The sequence below is a fragment of the Streptomyces sp. NPDC059897 genome, assembly GCF_042730865.1.
Lineage (GTDB): Bacteria > Actinomycetota > Actinomycetes > Streptomycetales > Streptomycetaceae > Streptomyces.
On record NZ_JBHWKQ010000013.1, the window covers coordinates 193,797 to 211,714 of the forward strand.

Sequence of the window (17,918 nt, forward strand, 5' to 3'; positions counted from 1 at the left end):
TGAGCCCGATGAGCCAGGCGGCACAGAACCTGAACTGGTTGATCACCAACTTCGTGGACAACACCCCCGGTGTGTCCCACACGGTGGTGGTCTCCGCCGACGGACTCCTTCTGGCGATGTCCGAAGGGTTCCCCCGCGACCGCGCCGACCAGCTGGCGGCCGTCGCCTCGGGTCTGACCTCGTTGACCGCGGGCGCCTCCCGCATCTTCGAAGGCGGCCCGGTGAACCAGACAGTTGTGGAGATGGAGCGAGGATTCCTCTTCATCATGTCCATCTCGGACGGCTCTTCTCTCGCCGTCCTTGCACACCCCGAGGCGGACATTGGCCTCGTTGGGTACGAGATGGCCCTTCTTGTCGACCGTGCGGGCTCGGTTCTCACACCGGACCTGCGGGCGGAGCTTCAGGGAAGCCTTCTCAACTAACAGACAGGCAGTGCGTATTCGCGTCCCGGGGCCGTAAGGTTTCGGGACGCGGCTCCACAGTGATGGTGCCCAGCGCAGTCGGAGGAGGAAGTTCGTGTCTGGTTCAGCAACACCCCCGAGCGGTTCGTCGGCCGGGTGGCCGCCCTACGGCCACGGCCGGGGGCAGCACCAGGCAGGCATGGGTGACGACGGTTCGCAGAACCGGTACAACTTCCCGTCTTCCCCGTCGTCGGCGAACCACGCCCGGCCGACCCGGCAGCCCGGTCCCTACGACCAGCCGCCCGCGCCGCGCATCCAGCCCGTGCAGCCGCAGCCGCGTCCCGACGCGAATCCCGCACCCGCCGCGAAGAACAACCCGCTGGTGCGCCCGTACGCCATGACGGGCGGCCGCACGAGGCCGCGGTACCAGCTCGCCATCGAGGCGCTGGTGCACACCACCGCGCAGCCGCACCAGTTGCAGGGCCAACTGCCCGAGCACCAGCGGATCTGCAATCTGTGCCGGGAGATCAAGTCGGTGGCCGAGATCTCGGCCCTGCTCCAGATCCCTCTCGGTGTGGCCAGGATTCTCGTCGCCGACCTCGCGGAGGCGGGACTGGTCGCCATCCATCAGCCCGGCGGCGACGAGAGCGCCGGCGGCCAGCCAGACGTGACATTGCTCGAAAGGGTGCTCAGTGGACTTCGCAAGCTCTAGCGGAGGGCCGGCTGCTCCAAGCCGTTCCACCACATCGGCGAAGATCGTGGTGGCAGGTGGCTTCGGCGTCGGCAAGACGACGTTCGTGGGCGCCGTCTCCGAGATCAACCCGCTGCGCACCGAGGCCGTCATGACGTCCGCGTCCGCGGGCATCGACGACCTGACCCACACCGGGGACAAGACGACCACGACGGTCGCCATGGACTTCGGCCGCATCACGCTCGACCAGGACCTGATCCTGTACCTCTTCGGTACGCCGGGCCAGGACCGCTTCTGGTTCATGTGGGACGACCTGGTGCGCGGCGCGATCGGCGCGGTCGTCCTCGTCGACACCCGCCGCCTCGCCGACTGCTTCCCCGCGGTCGACTACTTCGAGAACTCGGGCCTGCCCTTCGTCATCGCCCTCAACGGCTTCGACGGCGCGCAGCCCTACAACCCGGACGAGGTCCGCGAGGCCCTCCAGATCGGCCCCGACACCCCGATCATCACGACGGACGCCCGCCACCGCGCGGACGCGAAGTCGACGCTGATCACTCTCGTGGAGCATGCCCTGATGGCGCGGCTCCGGTAAGCACTCACGGCCGTCGGGCGCGCGGTTGCGGGGCTCTGCCCCGGGCCCCGCGCCTCAATCGCCGGCGGGGCTTGAATTACGCACTGAGGCCCTCTTCCCGTTTCGGGAAGAGGGCCTCAGACGTGTGACCGGGTCAGCGCCAGCTGTGCGGCGCGCGGAAGCCGGGCTCCCGCTCAAGGCGGCGCCAGCCCGCCCGGTTGTGCCGGACGCGGTGCGCCGGGGCCTCGGGAGTGGCGGAGGCGCGGGCCAGCAGGATCGCGGTGATGGCCGCGACCTCCTCCGGCTCGGCGTGGCCCTTCTCGACGCGGATGTCAGGCATGGACATGTGGCAGGTCTCCTACGACTAGTGCCGGTTACTGCGGCGGGTTGCCGTGCTTGCGGGACGGCAGGTCGGCGTGCTTGGTGCGCAGCATCGCCAGGGACTTGACCAGCACCTCACGGGTCTCGGCGGGGTCGATCACGTCGTCGACCAGGCCGCGCTCCGCCGCGTAGTACGGGTGCATCAGCTCGGCCTTGTACTCCTTGACCATCTTCTGGCGCATCGCCTCGGGGTCCTCGGCCTCCGCGATCTGCCGGCGGAAGATCACGTTGGCCGCGCCCTCGGCGCCCATGACCGCGATCTCGTTGGTCGGCCAGGCATAGGTGAGGTCGGCGCCGATGGACTGGGAGTCCATGACGATGTACGCGCCGCCGTACGCCTTGCGGAGGATCAGGGAGATACGGGGCACGGTGGCGTTGCAGTACGCGTACAGCAGCTTGGCGCCGTGCCGGATGATCCCGCCGTGCTCCTGGTCGACGCCGGGCAGGAAGCCGGGGACGTCGAGCAGGGTCACAATGGGGATATTGAAAGCGTCGCACATTTGGACAAAGCGTGCGGCCTTCTCGCTCGCCTCGATGTCCAGGACGCCCGCGAGGGCCTGCGGCTGGTTGGCGACGATGCCGACGACCTGGCCGTCGAGCCGGGCCAGGGCGCAGATGATGTTGCGCGCCCAGCGCTCGTGGACCTCCAGGTAGTCGCCGTCGTCGACGAGCTCCTCGATGACCTTGGTCATGTCGTACGGGCGGTTGCCGTCCGCCGGGACCAGGTCGAGCAGGACGTCGCCGCGGCGGTCCGCCGGGTCGTCGGACTCGACGGTCGGCGGGTTCTCGCGGTTGTTCTGCGGGAGGAGGGAGAGCAGGTAGCGGACCTCGGCGAGGCAGGTCTCCTCGTCGTCGTACGCGAAGTGCGAGACACCGGACGTCTCGGCGTGCACGTCGGCGCCGCCGAGGCCGTTCTGGGTGATCTCCTCGCCCGTCACCGCCTTCACGACGTCCGGGCCCGTGATGAACATCTGCGAGGTCTCGCGGACCATGAACACGAAGTCCGTCAGCGCCGGGCTGTACGCCGCGCCGCCCGCGCACGGGCCGAGCATCACGCTGATCTGCGGGATGACGCCGGACGCCTTGGTGTTGCGCTGGAAGATGCCGCCGTACCCGGCGAGCGCCGAGACGCCCTCCTGGATACGGGCGCCCGCGCCGTCGTTCAGCGAGACCAGCGGAGCACCGGCCGCGATGGCCATGTCCATGATCTTGTGGATCTTCGTGGCGTGGGCCTCGCCCAGCGCGCCTCCGAAGATCCGGAAGTCGTGCGCGTAGACGAAGACCGTGCGGCCCTCGACCGTGCCCCAGCCGGTGATCACACCGTCCGTGTGGGGCTTCTTCGCCTCCAGGCCGAACCCGGTCGCCCGGTGCCGGCGCAGCTGCTCGACCTCGTTGAACGAACCCTCGTCGAGGAGCAGCTCGATGCGCTCGCGCGCCGTCAGCTTCCCCTTCGCGTGCTGGGCCGCGGTCGCCTTCTCACTGGGTCCGGCCAGCGCCTGCGCACGGATCGCGTGCAGCTCTGCCACGCGGCCGCGGGCGTCGGTGGGCTCGTCCCCCGGGTTCGAGGCGGTGTCGTCCAAAACGGTCATGTAGTGACCTTACGAAGTGCGCACCTGAAAACGGGCCGTCGACTCCGTACAGTCTCCGGCCCGTTTTCCTGGTAGCCCTGAACAGAACCCCGCCACGAGGGGGCCGAAGTGACTGCTCAGGACCGGTCCGCCTTGTAGACGTCGCACAAAGCGGTGCCCTGAGACCCGCCTCACACGGAGGCCGGGGTCGGACGCCCCGGGCATGCCCGAAAGGGCGACATGGCCCATATCGGGCTGTAATCGAAGAAGCACACATCGTTTGATGTTGAACATTGAACATCATCGCGCTACAGTCGCAGCCAGTTGATGGTTCAACGTTCAACATCAGCGCACCACTCCACTTGGCACCCCCCGTGCCGCCCGTCCCCAAGGAGCACGTCATGGGCATCTTCGGCCGCAAGAACGAGTCCGCCACCACCCCCGCCGCTGCCGCCGCGCCGGCCACCAACCCGGACCTCGCCGCCGTCACCGGCGAGTACACCGTCGACCCCGCTCACACCACGCTCGGCTTCGTCGCCCGGCACGCCATGGTGACCAACGTGAAGGGCGGCTTCAGCGACTTCACCGGCTCGCTGCACCTGGACGGCTCGGACCCGGCGAAGTCCACGGCCTCCTTCGACGTGCAGATGGCGAGCATCTCCACGGGCAACGAGGACCGTGACGGCCACCTGAAGAGCGCCGACTTCTTCAAGATCGACGAGTTCCCGACGATGACCTTCCGGTCGACCTCCGCCGAGTCCCTGGGCGGCGACGACTACCGCATCACGGGCGACCTGACGATCCTCGGCACCACCAAGCCGATCAGCATCGACCTGGAGTTCAACGGCGTCGCGAAGGACCCGTTCGGCAACGAGCGCGTGGGCTTCGAGGGCAAGACCGAGATCCTCCGCTCGGAGTGGGGCCTCACCTGGAACGCCGCGCTGGAGACCGGTGGCGTCCTGATCTCCGACAAGATCAAGCTGAACTTCGACATCTCGGCCATCAAGGAGGCCTGAGGTTCAGCCACGAGTTGCGGCGGCCACGAGTTGCGTGGCCGCCAACTCGGCATGCCCACGCCGGTGTTCACGGCGTGGCAAGCCTCGCGTCGACGAACTGGCGGGTGAGTTCGGCGACGTCCGCCTCGGCCTGGGCGCGGTCCACGTCGAAGGCGGCGACGAGCCGGTCGACCGCGGTTCGCGACCCCCGCCCCTGCACCACGGCGATGGCGACGACGGTCGCCGTCTCGTTCAACTCCCAGTAGGAACCGGCCCGCTGGTCGAGGAGTACGCCGCCGTGGTCCGTCGTCGTGACCGCGATGCCGTCGTTGAGCTTCATCGGGCCGTCGCCTTGGCGAAGTCGCCCTGCTGGAACATCGCGGGTTTCGCGTAGACCTTGCGTCCGGCTTCTCTCTTGGGTTGCAACTGCGACTGCTGTGACTGCTGCTTCATGACCTCTCCACCTCATCTGTGGGGGACGGCTGTGATTGGCGTGAAGCGCGTGAACACCGGTGCCATGATGACCCGTTGCCGCAGGTGCACGCGCGCCAGTTCACGCCAATAAATACCGGCCGCGTACGGGGTGATTTGCTTTCGCGTGCAACCAGGTGGGCGGATGCCGAGATCGCGCGCCCACTGCGCGGAGACCGGGCGTGCGACACTGCCGCCCATGGCGCCCACCCTTGAGCGAAGTGCCGACGCCGAGGGCGTCAGACGGGAGATCCTCGACGAGGGCGCGGGATCCGCGCCGTACGTGCTGCGCGACACCCGCGTCACGGGCGTGCTGCGGCTCGACGGTGCGGAGGTCCGGCGGGCCGTGCGCTTCGAGGCCTGCCGGTTCGACGAGGCGGTGGGCCTGGAGGGCGCGAGCACGCTCGGCATCGCGTTCACGGACTGCGTACTGCCGGGGCTGCGGGCCTCCACGGCCCGGTTCGGCGGGCGGGTCGACCTGCGGCGTTCGACGATCGGCGAGCGCGACGGGGCGGAGAGCGCCGTCGACCTGGTGCACGCCGACGCCGCGGGCGGCATCCGGCTCGACGGGGCGCATCTGGTGGCACCGGGACGGGTGGCCCTGGAGGGCGGCGGGGCCCTGGTGCGGGGCGGCGTGTTCTGCGAGAACGGGTTCGTCGCGGAGGGCGAAGTCGGCTTCCCCGGCGCCGAGTTGCCGGGCGGACTGTGGATGCGCGGCGCCCGGATACGTGTCGGGGCGGCGGACGCGTACGCGTTCCAGGGCGACGGCCTCAGCGCGTCGAACGTGCGGTGCCAGGGCCTGCGGGCGGACGGCCGGATCCGGCTGCGCGGGGCGAAGGTGACGGACCTCGTCTCCTTCCAGGACGCCGAACTCGGCGGCTCCGGCTCGTCGTTGATGTGCGTGGGCATGCGCGCGGAGGCCATCGACCTCGCGTTCGCGCGCCCGCCCGCGGGCGGCGTGAACCTGCGCAACGCGTACGTGGCGAGACTCCAGGACGCCCCGCGGGCCTGGCCCACGACGCTGGGCCTCGACGGACTGACCTACGACTGGCTGGGCGATGTCGCCCCCACGCGCCGCGAGGACGTCACGCGCCGCCTCGACTGGCTGCGCCGCCACCCCGGCTACGCGCCGCAGCCGTACGAGCAGCTCGCCGCGCACTACCGGCGTGCCGGGCACGAGGACGAGGCCCGCCGGGTCCTCCTCGTACGGGAGCGCAGACGGCGCGGCACGCTCGGTCCCGCCGGGAAGGCGTGGGGGCGGCTGCTCGACGCGACCGTCGGATACGGCTACCGGCCCTGGATCGCCGGGATCTGGCTCGCCCTGCTCACCCTCATCGGCTCGGTCGTCTTCCACGCGTACAAGCCCGTGCCGAACAAGCCGGGCGAAGGCGCTCCCTTCAACCCGGTCGCGTACACGCTCGATCTGCTGGTCCCGGTCGGCGGCCTCGGCCAGCGGGAGGGCTGGCACTGGACCGAAGCGGGCGTGCAGGGGCTGTCGTACGCGCTGATCGCGGTCGGCTGGATCCTGACGACGACCTTGGTCGCCGGGGTGACGCGGACGCTCAGCCGGGCCTGACTCGGGGCCTGACGCCGAGCCTGACTTCGCGCGTGACGCGCGCCACATTGCCGCGCGCCGTGTCACAGCCGGGCCGCCCCGTTCCGTCTCCTCCGTGAGCAGCCACGGGAGGAACCGGATGTCCGCACGCACGGAACGCAACGCGCCCGCCCCCGCCGCGGGTGAACGCCTCGCCGACTGGGCCGACGGCCGGCTCGGGATCTACGGTCTGGGCCGCAGCTATCTGCGCAAGGTGTTTCCCGACCACTGGTCCTTCATGCTGGGCGAGATCTGCCTCTACACCTTCCTCATCCTGATCCTCACCGGCGTCTATCTGACGCTCTTCTTCCATCCGTCGATGAACGAGGTGACGTACGACGGCAGTTATGTGCCGCTGAAGGGCATCCGGATGTCGGAGGCGTACGCCTCCACGCTCGACATCAGCTTCGACGTGCGCGGCGGGCTGCTCATCCGGCAGATCCACCACTGGTCTGCGCTGATCTTCGTCGCGGCGATGTTCGTGCACATGATGCGGCACTTCTTCACCGGCTCGTTCCGCAAGCCCCGCGAGCTGAACTGGCTGTTCGGCTGGCTGCTGCTGTTCCTCGCCCTCTTCGAGGGGCTGCTCGGCTACTCGCTGCCCGACGACCTGCTCTCCGGGGCGGGCATGCGGCTCATCGAGGGCATGACGCTCGCCATTCCGGTCGTCGGCACGTATCTGTCGTTCTTCCTGTTCGGCGGCGAGTTCCCCGGCGACGACATCGTGGCCCGCTTCTACTCGATCCACGTCCTGCTGCTGCCCGGCATCATGGCGGTGCTCGTCGTCACCCATCTGATCCTGGTCTTCTACCACAAGCACACGCAGTATCCGGGCCCCGGAAAGACCGAACGCACCGTCGTGGGCGAGCCGTTCTACCCGAACTACGTCGCGAAGGCGGGCGGCTTCTTCTTCCTCGTGTTCGGGGTGGTCACGCTCGTCGCGGCGGTCGCGTCGATCAACCCGGTCTGGGTGTACGGGCCTTACCGTCCGGACCAGGTCTCCACCGGCGCCCAGCCGGACTGGTACCTGGGGTTCGCGGAGGGCCTGGTGCGCGTGATGCCGGGGTGGGAGATCGTGGTGGGAGGCCACACCCTCGCGCTCGGCGTCTTCATCCCGTTCCTGGCGTTCCCGCTGTGGCTGGTGCTGATCGGGGTGTACCCGTTCGTGGAGGCGTGGATCACCGGCGACAAGCGGGAGCACCACATCCTGGACCGGCCCCGCAACCGCCCGGTGCGCACGGCCCTGGGGGCGGCATGGCTGACCGGGTTCCTCGTCGCGATGGCGGCCGGCGGCAACGACCTCTGGGCCACGCACTTCCACCTCTCGGTGAACGCCATCACGTGGTTCGCGCGGGTGGCGCTGTTCGCAGGGCCCGTCCTCGCGTTCATCGTGACGAAGCGGGTGTGCCTGGGCCTCCAGCGCCGCGACCAGGAGAAGGTCCTGCACGGCCGCGAGACGGGCCGCATCAGGCGCCTCCCGCACGGCGAGTACGTGGAGGTCCACGAGCCGCTGAAGCAGGGCGAGTTGTACCGGCTCACCCAGCACGAACAGCCCGCCGCACTGGAGGCGCCGCCGAACGGGTCCGGGGTGCGCGAGCGCGTACGGGTCGCTCTGTCGCGGTGGATGTTCGGGGCGGAGTCCCGGATCCCGAAGGCCCGTCGGGAGCTGCCGCCGGAACAGGACCGGGAGGCGGCTGCCCGGCGTCCGTGAAGGCGGCGGGTCTTTCAGTCCTCATCGACAATCGTCGTGCTCGCGTACGACGCCCCCGACGCGATGCGGATGATCTTCGAGCAGCGTGAGTCCTTCCAGGTGAACACAAATACGCTTCCGGTGTACACCCGAGTGAAATTGATACTGTCGCCGGATTCAAGGCTTCGCTGAGAACTCCGATATCCGCGGGAGTCCAGCCAATAGAGGGTGAGATCGGTGCTCGAATCGTTGTCGATGCTCCAGGTGATCGGCAAGCCGCTCGACGAAGCGAGCCGGTCCTCGTCGTCGCATCGGTAGAACGAGGTACCTCGACTCCGGTAAAAGTACGGGACGTAGGTGTCCGTCGGGGACGGCTCGTCGGTCGTGGGGTCGTCCGTCGGCTCATCGGTCGTCGGGTCGTCCGTCGGCTCGTCCGACGTGGGATCGTCCGTCGGCTCGTCCGATGTGGGGTCCTCGGTGGGCGGTGTGGACAAGACCACCGTCCTTACCGGTTCGGCGCCGCCGGAACCGCCCCCGACGGCGTCGGAGGGTTTGGCCGTGCCGAGTTTCATCGCGACCAGCGCGATCACCACACTGAGCACGGCGCATATCCCGCCGATTATGGTCCAGACACCCGCCGACCGGTGAAAGAATCCCGGCGCATTCGACCCGCTATTACCGCCCGCCCCACCGCTCATGGCATATCCCCCCGAAGCCGTGGGGGAATTAAAGCACTCCCGAAATTGCCGGGCCAGAGTCGGCGCAGTACGTCAGAATCCGCCTCCGAAGTCCCCGCCGCCACCGCCACCGAAGTCGCCCCCGCCGCCACCGTCGCCGAAGCCGCCGCCGAAGTCGCCCGGGTCGAAGTCGGAGCCGGAGACGTCGCCGCCGTCGAAGCCTCCGCCGAAGTCGCCGCCGCCGTAGTCGGCCGCGTAGGCGGGGCTCGCCAGCATGGAGCCGAGGACCGTGCCGACCAGCAGGCCCGGGAGCATGCCGCCGCCGAAGTAGCCGCCGGCCCACGGGCCGTAGGCCGGGCCCGCGTCGTAGTACGGGCGGCGCTCCCCCGCCCCCGCGTCGACCGTGCGCACGTGCGGGTCCTCGCCGTCCCGCAGCCGTGTCGCGTCCGCCGCGCACACCGGGACCTCGCGCGGCGAGCCGCCGGGCGGCGTCCACAGGGCGTCCTCGGTGGAGGGCCCGTGGCGCGGGTCGAAGAAGCAGGGCGCCCGGCGCCCGGGCAGCGGACGGCCCTCGCGGCGCGCGGCGAGCACCGCCAGGGAGAACCGGCCGTCCTCCAGGGCCTGCGTCACGCCCCGCACGTCGTCCGGCCGCTGCGCGTCGTTCATGTACTGCTTGGCCTTCTCGTACGCGTCGAGCGCCCGCTCGAAGTCCGCGCGCATCGCGTCGTCCGCCCCGGCCTCCGCGGGGTGGAAGTCGAGCCGGTCGAGCTCCTCGCCGAACGCCGTGATGTCCTCGTCCACGACGACCCGCAGCTTGTCGAGCGCCTCGCGCTGCTCCGCCTCGCGCTTGCGGCGGCTGCGCCTGTTCAGGGCGTAGATACCGGCTCCACCGGCCACGACGACCGCGCCGACGCCGATCAGGGTGCCGGCCGACGATCCGTCGTCGCCCGCGTCCCAGGCGGCGGGGGCGGAGCCCTTGGCCGTACTGATCGACGTACTGACGAAGTCGTCGAGCTGGCTCTTGGCGGACTGGCCCTGCACGCTCTCCGCCGCGTTCTTGACGGCCGTCTGCGACATCACCTGGTGGTCCGCCCGCGCGTCGAAGCGGTCACCGACGCGGACCCCGTACACGCCGACGATCCCGGTCTTCGCACGCAGGTCGCTGAACAGCTTCTGCGTCGGGAAGTCGGCGGGGAGCACCGCCACCATCACCGGCTTGTCGGCGTCCTCGATCTTGTTCTCGAGCGCGTCGACGTCGTTGGAGGTGAGCCCGTCGGCCGCGCCGGGCGCGACGTAGACAGGGCTCTTCTCCAGCGCGTCGGCCACGGTCGACACATCCGTCGCGGCGGACGCGGGTGGCGCCACCGCGAGGGTGGCGCCCAGGGCGAGGAGCGGGGCGGCGAGGAACGCGAGGAAGGGCCTCATATACCGACGCTAACTCTCTTCGCCCGCAAACGCGGCCCCTACTCGACCGGTTCCACGCCCGCCCGCAGCAGACCGAACGTGTAAGCGTCCTCAAGAGCGCCCCACGACGCCGCGATCACGTTCTCGGCGACGCCGACCGTGGACCACTCGCCGGAGCCGTCGGTCGTCGAGATCAGGACGCGGGTCGTGGAGGACGTGCCGTGCTTGCCCTCCAGGATGCGGACCTTGTAGTCGACGAGCTCCAGCTTCGCGAGCTGCGGGTAGATCCGCTCCAGGCCGACGCGCAGCGCCCGGTCGAGGGCGTTGACCGGGCCGTTGCCCTCCGCCGTGGCGACGATGCGCTCGCCCTTGGCCCACAGTTTCACGGTGGCTTCGTTGGCGTGGGAGCCGTCGGGGCGGTCCTCGACGATCGCGCGCCAGGACTCGACCTGGAAGTACTTGCGCTCTTTGCCCTCGACCTCGGCGCGCATCAGCAGCTCGAACGACGCGTCGGCGGCCTCGTACGTGTAGCCCTGGAGCTCGCGCTCCTTGACCCGCTCGACGACCCGGCCGATCAGCTCGCGGTCGCCGCCCAGGTCGACGCCGAGCTCCTTGCCCTTGAGCTCGATGGAAGCGCGGCCCGCCATGTCGGAGACCAGCATCCGGATGTGGTTGCCGACGAGGTCCGGGTCGATGTGCTGGTACAGGTCCGGGTCGACCTTGATCGCGGAGGCGTGCAGGCCCGCCTTGTGCGCGAACGCCGAGACACCCACGTACGGCTGGTGCGTGGAGGGGGTCAGGTTCACGACCTCGGCGATGGCGTGCGAGATACGGGTCATCTCGCGCAGCGCGCCCTCGGGGAGGACGTGCTTGCCGTACTTGAGCTCCAGGGCGGCGACGACCGGGAAGAGGTTGGAGTTGCCGACGCGCTCGCCGTAGCCGTTCGCGGTGCACTGGACGTGGGTCGCGCCCGCGTCCACGGCGGCGAGGGTGTTGGCGACGGCGCAGCCCGTGTCGTCCTGGGCGTGGATGCCGAGCCGGGCGCCGGTGTCGGCGAGGACTGTGGAGACGACGGCCTGCACCTGTGCGGGCAGGAAGCCGCCGTTGGTGTCGCACAGGACGACGACGGAGGCGCCGGCCTCGTGCGCGGCGCGGACGACGGACTTCGCGTACTCGGCGTTGGCGCGGTAGCCGTCGAAGAAGTGCTCGCAGTCGACGAAGACCCGGCGGCCCTGGGCGACCAGGTAGGAGACAGTGTCGCGGACCATCTCCAGGTTCTCTTCGAGCGTCGTGCGCAGGGCCAGCTCGACGTGCCGGTCGTGCGACTTGGCGACGAGCGTGACGACCGGGGCGCCGGATTCGACGAGCGCCTTGACCTGCGGGTCCTCGCTCGCCTTGGCGTTCGCGCGGCGGGTGGCGCCGAAGGCGACGAGCTGCGCGTGCTTAAAGTCGATCTCTTCCTGCGCGCGGGCGAAGAACTCGGTGTCCCGGGGGTTGGCGCCTGGCCAGCCGCCCTCGATGAAGCCCACGCCGAAGTCGTCCAGGTGCCGGGCAATGGTCAGCTTGTCCGCGACGGTGAGGTTGATGCCCTCGCGCTGCGCGCCGTCGCGCAGCGTGGTGTCGAAGACGTGGAAGGAATCGTCGAGTTCAGTGGGCTGTGCACTGGGACGTTCACTGAGGCTGCTGCTCATGCTGATCTGGCTCCTGATGGGGATTCTCGGTCTACCGGAATGACCGGCTCCACCGTCCATCTATGATCCCTCGCGCTCTCCGCCTGGCTGTGGGTGGGCCAGAAACAGAAAAACCCCTCGCGGGTGCGAGAGGTCTGCGCGCGGGTCGAGGACGACGGTGTCCACCTGTACCGGGTCGTACGAGGCGGTCACTGCGGACCGGCGCGCCTGCTGCCAATAATCGTGGCGAACGAGAGCACGGCCTGAGTGTGCCACAGCCCGGCCGGGGGCCGGGCCGTGGTCTCACGATGCGGTCAGGCCGTCCGGCCGGCCTCGGCCCGCCCCCGCAGCGGCACCTCCCGTACGAGGAGCGCCGCCGCGAAGGCCACCGCGCACAGCGCCGCCGTCCCGACCGCCACCCCGTGCAGGCCCGCGACGATCCCCGCCGGGCCGCGGCCGTCGTGCGCCCGCCCGGCGAACACGGAACCGAGCACCGCCACGCCGAGCGAGCCTCCGACGGTCCGCAACAGCGTCTGCGTACCGCTCGCCGCGCCGATGTCACGGGGCTCGGCACTGTTCATGGTGATCAGCAGGGCGGGCTGAAGCAGGCACCCGAGGCCGGCGCCCAGGACGAGGGTCAGGGCGGATGCCGCCCAGGTCGCCGTCGCGGTGCCGAGCAGGAGCAGGGCCAGGGCACCCGCCGTGGCGACCGCGCCGCCCGCGATCGGGTAGTGCCGGTAGCGGCCGCCGTCGCCCACCCGGCGTCCGATGGCCAGTTGGGCGCCCATCATGCCGAGCATCAGGGGAAGCAGCAGCAGTCCGCTGCCGGTCGCCGACATGCCCCGTACGTGCTGCATGTACTGCGGCAGATAGGTGGCGGCCGCGAGCATCGCCGCCCCCGCCGTGAAGCTCAGCACCTGCGCGACGCCGAAGTTGCGGTCGCGGAACAGGCGGGGCGGGATCACCGGCTCGGCAGCGCGCCGCTCCACCGCGACGAACCCGGCGACGGCGGCCACCGAGACCAGCGCGAGCGCAACGATCCGCGGCGAGGTCCAGGCGTACGTCGTCCCGGCCCAGGTCGACAGCAGCGTGAGAGCGAGGATCGCGGCGGTGAGCAGTGCGGCGCCCGCGAGGTCGATCCGTGCCCGCACCCGCGTCGAGCGCAGGCGCACGCCCGCCCCGACGACCGCGAGGGCGACGGCCCCGACGGGCACGTTGACGTAGAACACCCACCGCCAGTTCAGCTGGTCCGTGAGGAGGCCGCCGAGCAGTGGTCCGCCGATCATCGCGGCGGGCAGCAGTACGCCGATGACGGACTGCGCGCGGCCCGCCTCCGCCGGGCCGAGCAGCGTCCCGATGATCGAGAGCGCGCCCACGAACAGGCCGCCCGCGCCGATGCCCTGCACCGCTCTGAACACGATCAACTGACCCATGTCCTGGGCGAGTCCGCACAGCACGGAGCCGGCGAGGAAGACGACGATCGAGGCGAGATAGCAGCCCTTGCGGCCGTAGAGGTCGCCGATCTTGCCCCAGAGCGGGGTGGTGACGGCCGTGGCCAGAAGATAGGCGGTCACCACCCAGGACAGCCGGCCCAGGCCACCGAGGTCGGCGACGATGACGGGCAGGGCCGTGCCGACGATCGTGCCGTCCAGCGTGGCGAGCACGATGCCGAGCAGCAGGCCCACGAGCACGGTCCGGGAGGGCGTCGCGCGCTCCTCGGCCGTCTTCTCCATGAGTGTCGTCATGGTCGCCCTCAAGCCGCGTACGGGCGGACGGACTTGGCGTCGCGCAGCGCGTGCGCCCACCACGTCAGCTGGTCGAGCATCGACTTCGCGGCGGCCTCCACGGCCGGGTCGTCGACGCGCCCGTCCGCGTCGAAGGCACCCCAGGCGTTGTGGAAGCTGACCGTGTTGCGGACGGTCGTGGCGTTCAACTCGGCCATCACCACGCGCAGTTGCTCGACCGCGCGGAGACCGCCGGCCAGGCCGCCGTACGAGACGAAGGCGATCGGCTTGCCGTGCCATTCCTGGTTGTGCCAGTCGATCGCGTTCTTCAGGGCGGCCGGGAAGCTGTGGTTGTACTCGGGCGTGACGAAGACGAACGCGTCGGCGGCCGCGAGGCGCGGTGAGACGCGGGCGAGCGCCTCCAGCACCTCCGGCGCGGGCTCCTCGCCGAAAGCGGGCAGCACGTCCGGCAGCGGGGTCTCGGTGAGGTCGACGACGTCGGTGCGCAGATCGCCGCGGCGGCCGAGCTGCCCGGCGAGCCAGCGCGTGACGACCGGCGCGAACCGGCCGTCGCGGGTGGAGCCGACGAGGACGGCGACGCGGAGCGGAGTGGTGTCGGACATGGCGGACCCCCTGGATGTGCACGGCTGGATGTGTACGGCGTACTCATTCGCGTACAACGTACACATCAATGTGTACGGCGTCTACTGGCGATACGCTGTACGCAAAGGGCGAGCGGGAGGAGCCGGAGCGTGGCGGCAGGAAAGAAGACCGAGGACGGAGAGGGACGGCTCGTCGAGCCCTCCCTCTGGGAGCGCCTTGAGCGGCCCGCGCCCGCCCGGCGCACGGCACTGACCCTGGAGCGGATCGCGGCGGCGGCCGTGGAGCTGGCCGACGAGGAGGGCGGCTCCGCCGTCACCATGCGCCGCCTCGCCGCCAAGCTGGGCGTCGCGCCCATGGCGGCGTACCGGCACGTCTCCGGCAAGGAGGACCTGTGGGCGCTGATGTTCGACCGGGTCTCGGCCGAGCTGTCCGTGCCCGACGAGGTGAGCGACTGGCGCGAGGTGCTGCGCTCCTTCGCGGTGCAGACGCGGGAGCTGATGCTCCGCCACCCCTGGCTCGGGCTGACGCCGCTGCCGGTCATCCAGCTCACCCCGGCGCGGATGGCCGTGGCGGAGCGGCAGTTGAAGGCGCTGGCGGGCAGGGACCTCGCCGCGGACGCGATGGTGGCCGCCCACCGAGCGGTCGCCTCGTTCGTGCACGGCGCGACGCAGACCGAGATCGCGCTGCTCCAGTACCGCGAACAGCACGACTGGAAGAGCGGCGCGGAGACCCGGCAGGCACTCGCCCCGCAGATGAACTACCTGATGGACAGCGGCCGTTACCCGACCTACCGCGCTTACACCCTGTCGGCGACCCGCAAGGACGACCCCGCGTGGGAGTTCGAGTTCGGCCTCGACTGCGTGCTCGACGGGATCGCGCGGCGGCTCGGGATCTGACGCCGCTCCCCCGCACGCCCCCGTACGAGAAGAAGCCCCGGCCCCTCCTGGTCGCAGGAGGGGCCGGGGCGTCGTGATCCGGTGGGGTCAGGGCCTGGTCAGGCGGCCTGCTTCGCCGCTTCGGCGGGGGCTTCCTCGGACTTGACCCGGTTCAGGTCGATGTCGCGGGTCTCGCGCATCAACAGGTAGACGACCAGCGAGACGGCCGCGCACCCGGCGACGTACCAGTAGTAGCCGGACTCGATGCCCGCGTCCTTGAACCAGAGCGCCACGTATTCGGCGGTGCCGCCGAACAGGGCGTTGGCGATGGCGTACGGGAGGGCGACGCCGAGGGCGCGGATGCCCGTCGGGAAGAGTTCGGCCTTCACGCACGCGTTGATGGACGTGTAGCCCGTGACGATGACGAGGGCGAGCAGGGAGAGGCCGAGGGCCGGCCAGAACGAGCCCGCGTGCTGGAGCAGCGTCATGATCGGGACCGTCAGGAAGGTCGAACCGATCGCGAAGGTGATCAGGAGCGGGCGGCGGCCGATCCTGTCGGAGAGTGCACCCGCGACCGGCTGGAGGCAGGCGAAGACGACGAGCGCGCAGAACGAGACGAGCGTCGCCGTCTCCTTGCTCAGGCCCGCGGAGTTCGACAGGTACTTCGTCAGGTACGTCGTGTACGTGTAGTACGCGACGGTGCCGCCCATGGTCAGCGCGATGACGAGGAACGCCTCGCGCTTGTGCGCCCACAGCGCCTTGAGGGTGCCCTTTTCGTCGCCGCCCACGGTGGCGTCGGCGTCGGCGGACTCCTCGTAGACGTCGGTCTCCAGCATGTTGCGGCGCAGGTAGAAGATGACCGCCGCGCCGAGGGCGCCGATGATGAACGGGATGCGCCAGCCCCAGCTGTGCAGGGCCTCGTCGGACATCGTGTTCTGAAGCAGGATCTGCAGGCCGAGGCCGACGATCTGGCCCGCCGTCATCGACACGTACTGGAAGCTGGACGCGAAGCCGCGCTTCTCCGGGGTCGAGGCCTCGGTGAGGTACGTGGCGCTGGCCGCGTACTCGCCGCCGACCGAGAGGCCCTGGAGCAGGCGCGCGATCAGCAGCACCGCGGCGCCGCCGTAGCCGGCCACTCCGTAGGTCGGCGCGACGGCGATGAGCACCGCCGACGCGGACATCAGGGTGACCGTGAGGGTCAGCGCCGCCTTGCGGCCCTTGCGGTCACCGACCCGGCCGAGCAGCCAGCCGCCCACAGGGCGCATGAAGAAGCCGACGGCGAAGATGCCGGCGGTGTTCATCAGCTGGGCGGTCGGGTTGTCGCTGGGGAAGAAGGATCCCGCGAAGTACGTCGCGAAGCTCGCGTACACAAACCAGTCGAACCACTCGACCATGTTCCCGGCCGAGCCGACCAGGACCTTCTTCCATTGTTCTCGTCCCATGATCGGCACGATGCGGGACTGGTCATGCTCAGGGCAAGAGCGCCCGGGCAACGATCATGCCTACTTGCGTTCATAGTGTTCGCGGGCGAGTTCGGCGAACGTCGCGAGCCAGTGGTCGGTCGTGAAGTCGCCGCTCTCGACGGCCGGGAGACCGGCGTCGAGGTGCTCCCGCGCGGCCTTCTCGAGCCGCTCGCGCACGGTGCCCTCCGGCAGCGCGTTCGCGATCGCGCGCAGGGACGCGGCGCGGGAGAGCGCGAGGCCGAGGAGGTGGCCGATCTGCGGGTCGCTGTGGTCGGAGACGACCGGTACGTCGAGCAGCGGGCAGGGTTCGCCGGCGGCCAGGGCCGGGAGGAAGCGGTCGAGCCAGGCGGCGAACTCGTCGGCGTCGGCGAACACGCGGCGCATCGCGTCGGCCTCCGTCAGGGCCGGGGACAGGAAGTCCTGGCCTGACGGCTCCCAGTGGGCGGGCGCGTCGTGGTCGTCGGCGAACCAGCCGCGCAGCCGCTCCCGTACGGCGTCCAGGGTGCGGCCCGGCAGTCCGGCCCGCTCCCCCGTGTCGAGGATCAGGCCGAGGGCGAAGGCGCTGTTGGGGTGGTTGCCGTGACGCACGGGATACGTGGCCTTCGGCAGCCAGTCGGTGAGGAGGCGGTCGACCGCGTCGACGGCGGGCTCGAAGGCGTCGGCCCAGCGGGTGCCGTGGCACTGGGCGGCGAGGGCGACGAGCCAGGCCCAGCCGTAGGGGCGCTCGAAGCTCGGGCGGGCCAGGAGGTATGCGGCCTCGGTGGCGAGGTTGTCGCGGGTGAGGTGGCGGTCCAGTACGTCGGCGTGGGCCTCCGGCCGGGTCCGGAGCAGCAGCCAGTGCATGTGGACCGAGCTGTGCCAGTCGTAGGCGCCGTAGAAGGCGGGGTGGAGGTCGGACGGGCGGGGGTTGTCGGCGGGTGAAGTGGTGAGGTGGGCCGTGAAGTTGGGGTATTCGCGGGTGACGTTGGCTGCCGCCAGCTGGGCGGTGTCCTCCGGGGTGAGCATGGTGGGTCCGTTTCGGTGGGGCGGGGGTGGGGTCGCGGGTGCGGGTGCGCGGGGTGCGTGTGCGTTGCCGGGTGCGGTGCTGCTTTTGGTTGCGTTCGCGCAGTTCCCCGCGCCCCTGAAAGGGGCGCGGGGAAC

General features: G+C 70.3%; 17 protein-coding genes. 7 read left to right on the forward strand and 10 right to left on the reverse strand.

What is annotated here, in order from left to right; genetic code table 11:
* Positions 1-8 precede the first annotated feature (8 nt).
* From ACFV9W_RS17410 to ACFV9W_RS17420, 3 genes are all read left to right on the forward strand, one after another.
* A complete protein-coding gene (locus ACFV9W_RS17410) occupies positions 9-422 on the forward strand; it encodes a roadblock/LC7 domain-containing protein (RefSeq protein ID WP_240140277.1) in 414 nt (137 codons plus the stop codon).
* Between the two features lie 94 nt (positions 423-516).
* A complete protein-coding gene (locus ACFV9W_RS17415) occupies positions 517-1,113 on the forward strand; it encodes a DUF742 domain-containing protein (protein WP_385761314.1) in 597 nt (198 codons plus the stop codon).
* On the forward strand, positions 1,094-1,684 hold the full coding sequence (locus ACFV9W_RS17420) for an ATP/GTP-binding protein (RefSeq protein ID WP_266714479.1): 591 nt from the start codon (positions 1,094-1,096) through the stop codon (positions 1,682-1,684). Before ACFV9W_RS17415 ends, ACFV9W_RS17420 begins: the two co-directional genes overlap by 20 nt.
* Positions 1,685-1,817: 133 nt before the next feature.
* On the opposite strand, the gene ACFV9W_RS17425 is transcribed toward ACFV9W_RS17420, so the two are convergent.
* Both ACFV9W_RS17425 and ACFV9W_RS17430 read right to left on the reverse strand, forming a co-directional pair.
* Complete coding sequence (locus tag ACFV9W_RS17425; RefSeq protein ID WP_385761318.1) at positions 1,818-2,009, reverse strand: acyl-CoA carboxylase subunit epsilon; 192 nt, start codon at positions 2,007-2,009, stop codon at positions 1,818-1,820.
* Positions 2,010-2,037: 28 nt separating this feature from the next.
* The gene (locus ACFV9W_RS17430; RefSeq protein ID WP_385761321.1) at positions 2,038-3,633 is read right to left on the reverse strand and encodes an acyl-CoA carboxylase subunit beta; all 1,596 of its coding nucleotides are present in this window, start codon (positions 3,631-3,633) and stop codon (positions 2,038-2,040) included.
* Positions 3,634-4,013: 380 nt separating this feature from the next.
* Here ACFV9W_RS17430 and ACFV9W_RS17435 point away from each other — a divergent pair, with 380 nt between their 5' ends.
* Complete coding sequence (locus tag ACFV9W_RS17435) at positions 4,014-4,628, forward strand: YceI family protein (RefSeq protein ID WP_385761324.1); 615 nt, start codon at positions 4,014-4,016, stop codon at positions 4,626-4,628.
* A gap of 67 nt (positions 4,629-4,695) precedes the next feature.
* Here ACFV9W_RS17435 and ACFV9W_RS17440 read toward each other — a convergent pair whose 3' ends face one another.
* Positions 4,696-4,947, reverse strand: coding sequence for a lasso peptide biosynthesis PqqD family chaperone (locus tag ACFV9W_RS17440; RefSeq protein ID WP_385761327.1), 252 nt, complete (start codon positions 4,945-4,947; stop codon positions 4,696-4,698).
* A gap of 330 nt (positions 4,948-5,277) precedes the next feature.
* On the opposite strand from ACFV9W_RS17440, the gene ACFV9W_RS17445 reads away from it, so the two are divergent.
* Positions 5,278-6,654, forward strand: coding sequence for a pentapeptide repeat-containing protein (locus tag ACFV9W_RS17445; RefSeq protein ID WP_385761330.1), 1,377 nt, complete (start codon positions 5,278-5,280; stop codon positions 6,652-6,654).
* A 118-nt stretch (positions 6,655-6,772) separates the two neighbouring features.
* Positions 6,773-8,383, forward strand: a complete 1,611-nt coding sequence (locus ACFV9W_RS17450) for a cytochrome bc complex cytochrome b subunit (protein ID WP_385761333.1) — start codon at positions 6,773-6,775, stop codon at positions 8,381-8,383.
* 14 nt (positions 8,384-8,397) lie between these two features.
* Here ACFV9W_RS17450 and ACFV9W_RS17455 read toward each other — a convergent pair whose 3' ends face one another.
* From ACFV9W_RS17455 to ACFV9W_RS17475, 5 genes are all read right to left on the reverse strand, one after another.
* A complete protein-coding gene (locus tag ACFV9W_RS17455; RefSeq protein ID WP_385761336.1) occupies positions 8,398-8,964 on the reverse strand; it encodes a hypothetical protein in 567 nt (188 codons plus the stop codon).
* A 168-nt stretch (positions 8,965-9,132) separates the two neighbouring features.
* Complete coding sequence (locus tag ACFV9W_RS17460; protein ID WP_385761339.1) at positions 9,133-10,464, reverse strand: hypothetical protein; 1,332 nt, start codon at positions 10,462-10,464, stop codon at positions 9,133-9,135.
* 38 nt (positions 10,465-10,502) lie between these two features.
* On the reverse strand, positions 10,503-12,134 hold the full coding sequence (gene cimA / locus ACFV9W_RS17465) for a citramalate synthase (protein ID WP_385761342.1): 1,632 nt from the start codon (positions 12,132-12,134) through the stop codon (positions 10,503-10,505).
* A 293-nt stretch (positions 12,135-12,427) separates the two neighbouring features.
* Positions 12,428-13,858, reverse strand: a complete 1,431-nt coding sequence (locus ACFV9W_RS17470) for a DHA2 family efflux MFS transporter permease subunit (protein ID WP_385761345.1) — start codon at positions 13,856-13,858, stop codon at positions 12,428-12,430.
* An 8-nt stretch (positions 13,859-13,866) separates the two neighbouring features.
* Complete coding sequence (locus ACFV9W_RS17475) at positions 13,867-14,460, reverse strand: NADPH-dependent FMN reductase (protein WP_385761348.1); 594 nt, start codon at positions 14,458-14,460, stop codon at positions 13,867-13,869.
* A 129-nt stretch (positions 14,461-14,589) separates the two neighbouring features.
* Here ACFV9W_RS17475 and ACFV9W_RS17480 point away from each other — a divergent pair, with 129 nt between their 5' ends.
* Positions 14,590-15,336, forward strand: a complete 747-nt coding sequence (locus ACFV9W_RS17480; protein WP_385761350.1) for a TetR/AcrR family transcriptional regulator — start codon at positions 14,590-14,592, stop codon at positions 15,334-15,336.
* Positions 15,337-15,434: 98 nt separating this feature from the next.
* On the opposite strand, the gene ACFV9W_RS17485 is transcribed toward ACFV9W_RS17480, so the two are convergent.
* Together ACFV9W_RS17485 and ACFV9W_RS17490 are read right to left on the reverse strand one after the other, a co-directional pair.
* The gene (locus ACFV9W_RS17485; RefSeq protein ID WP_385761353.1) at positions 15,435-16,757 is read right to left on the reverse strand and encodes an MFS transporter; all 1,323 of its coding nucleotides are present in this window, start codon (positions 16,755-16,757) and stop codon (positions 15,435-15,437) included.
* 60 nt (positions 16,758-16,817) lie between these two features.
* Positions 16,818-17,783 carry a DUF2891 domain-containing protein gene (locus ACFV9W_RS17490; RefSeq protein ID WP_385761356.1) on the reverse strand — a complete coding sequence of 322 codons (966 nt, stop codon included), beginning with the start codon at positions 17,781-17,783 and terminating at the stop codon, positions 16,818-16,820.
* Positions 17,784-17,918: the final 135 nt, after the last annotated feature.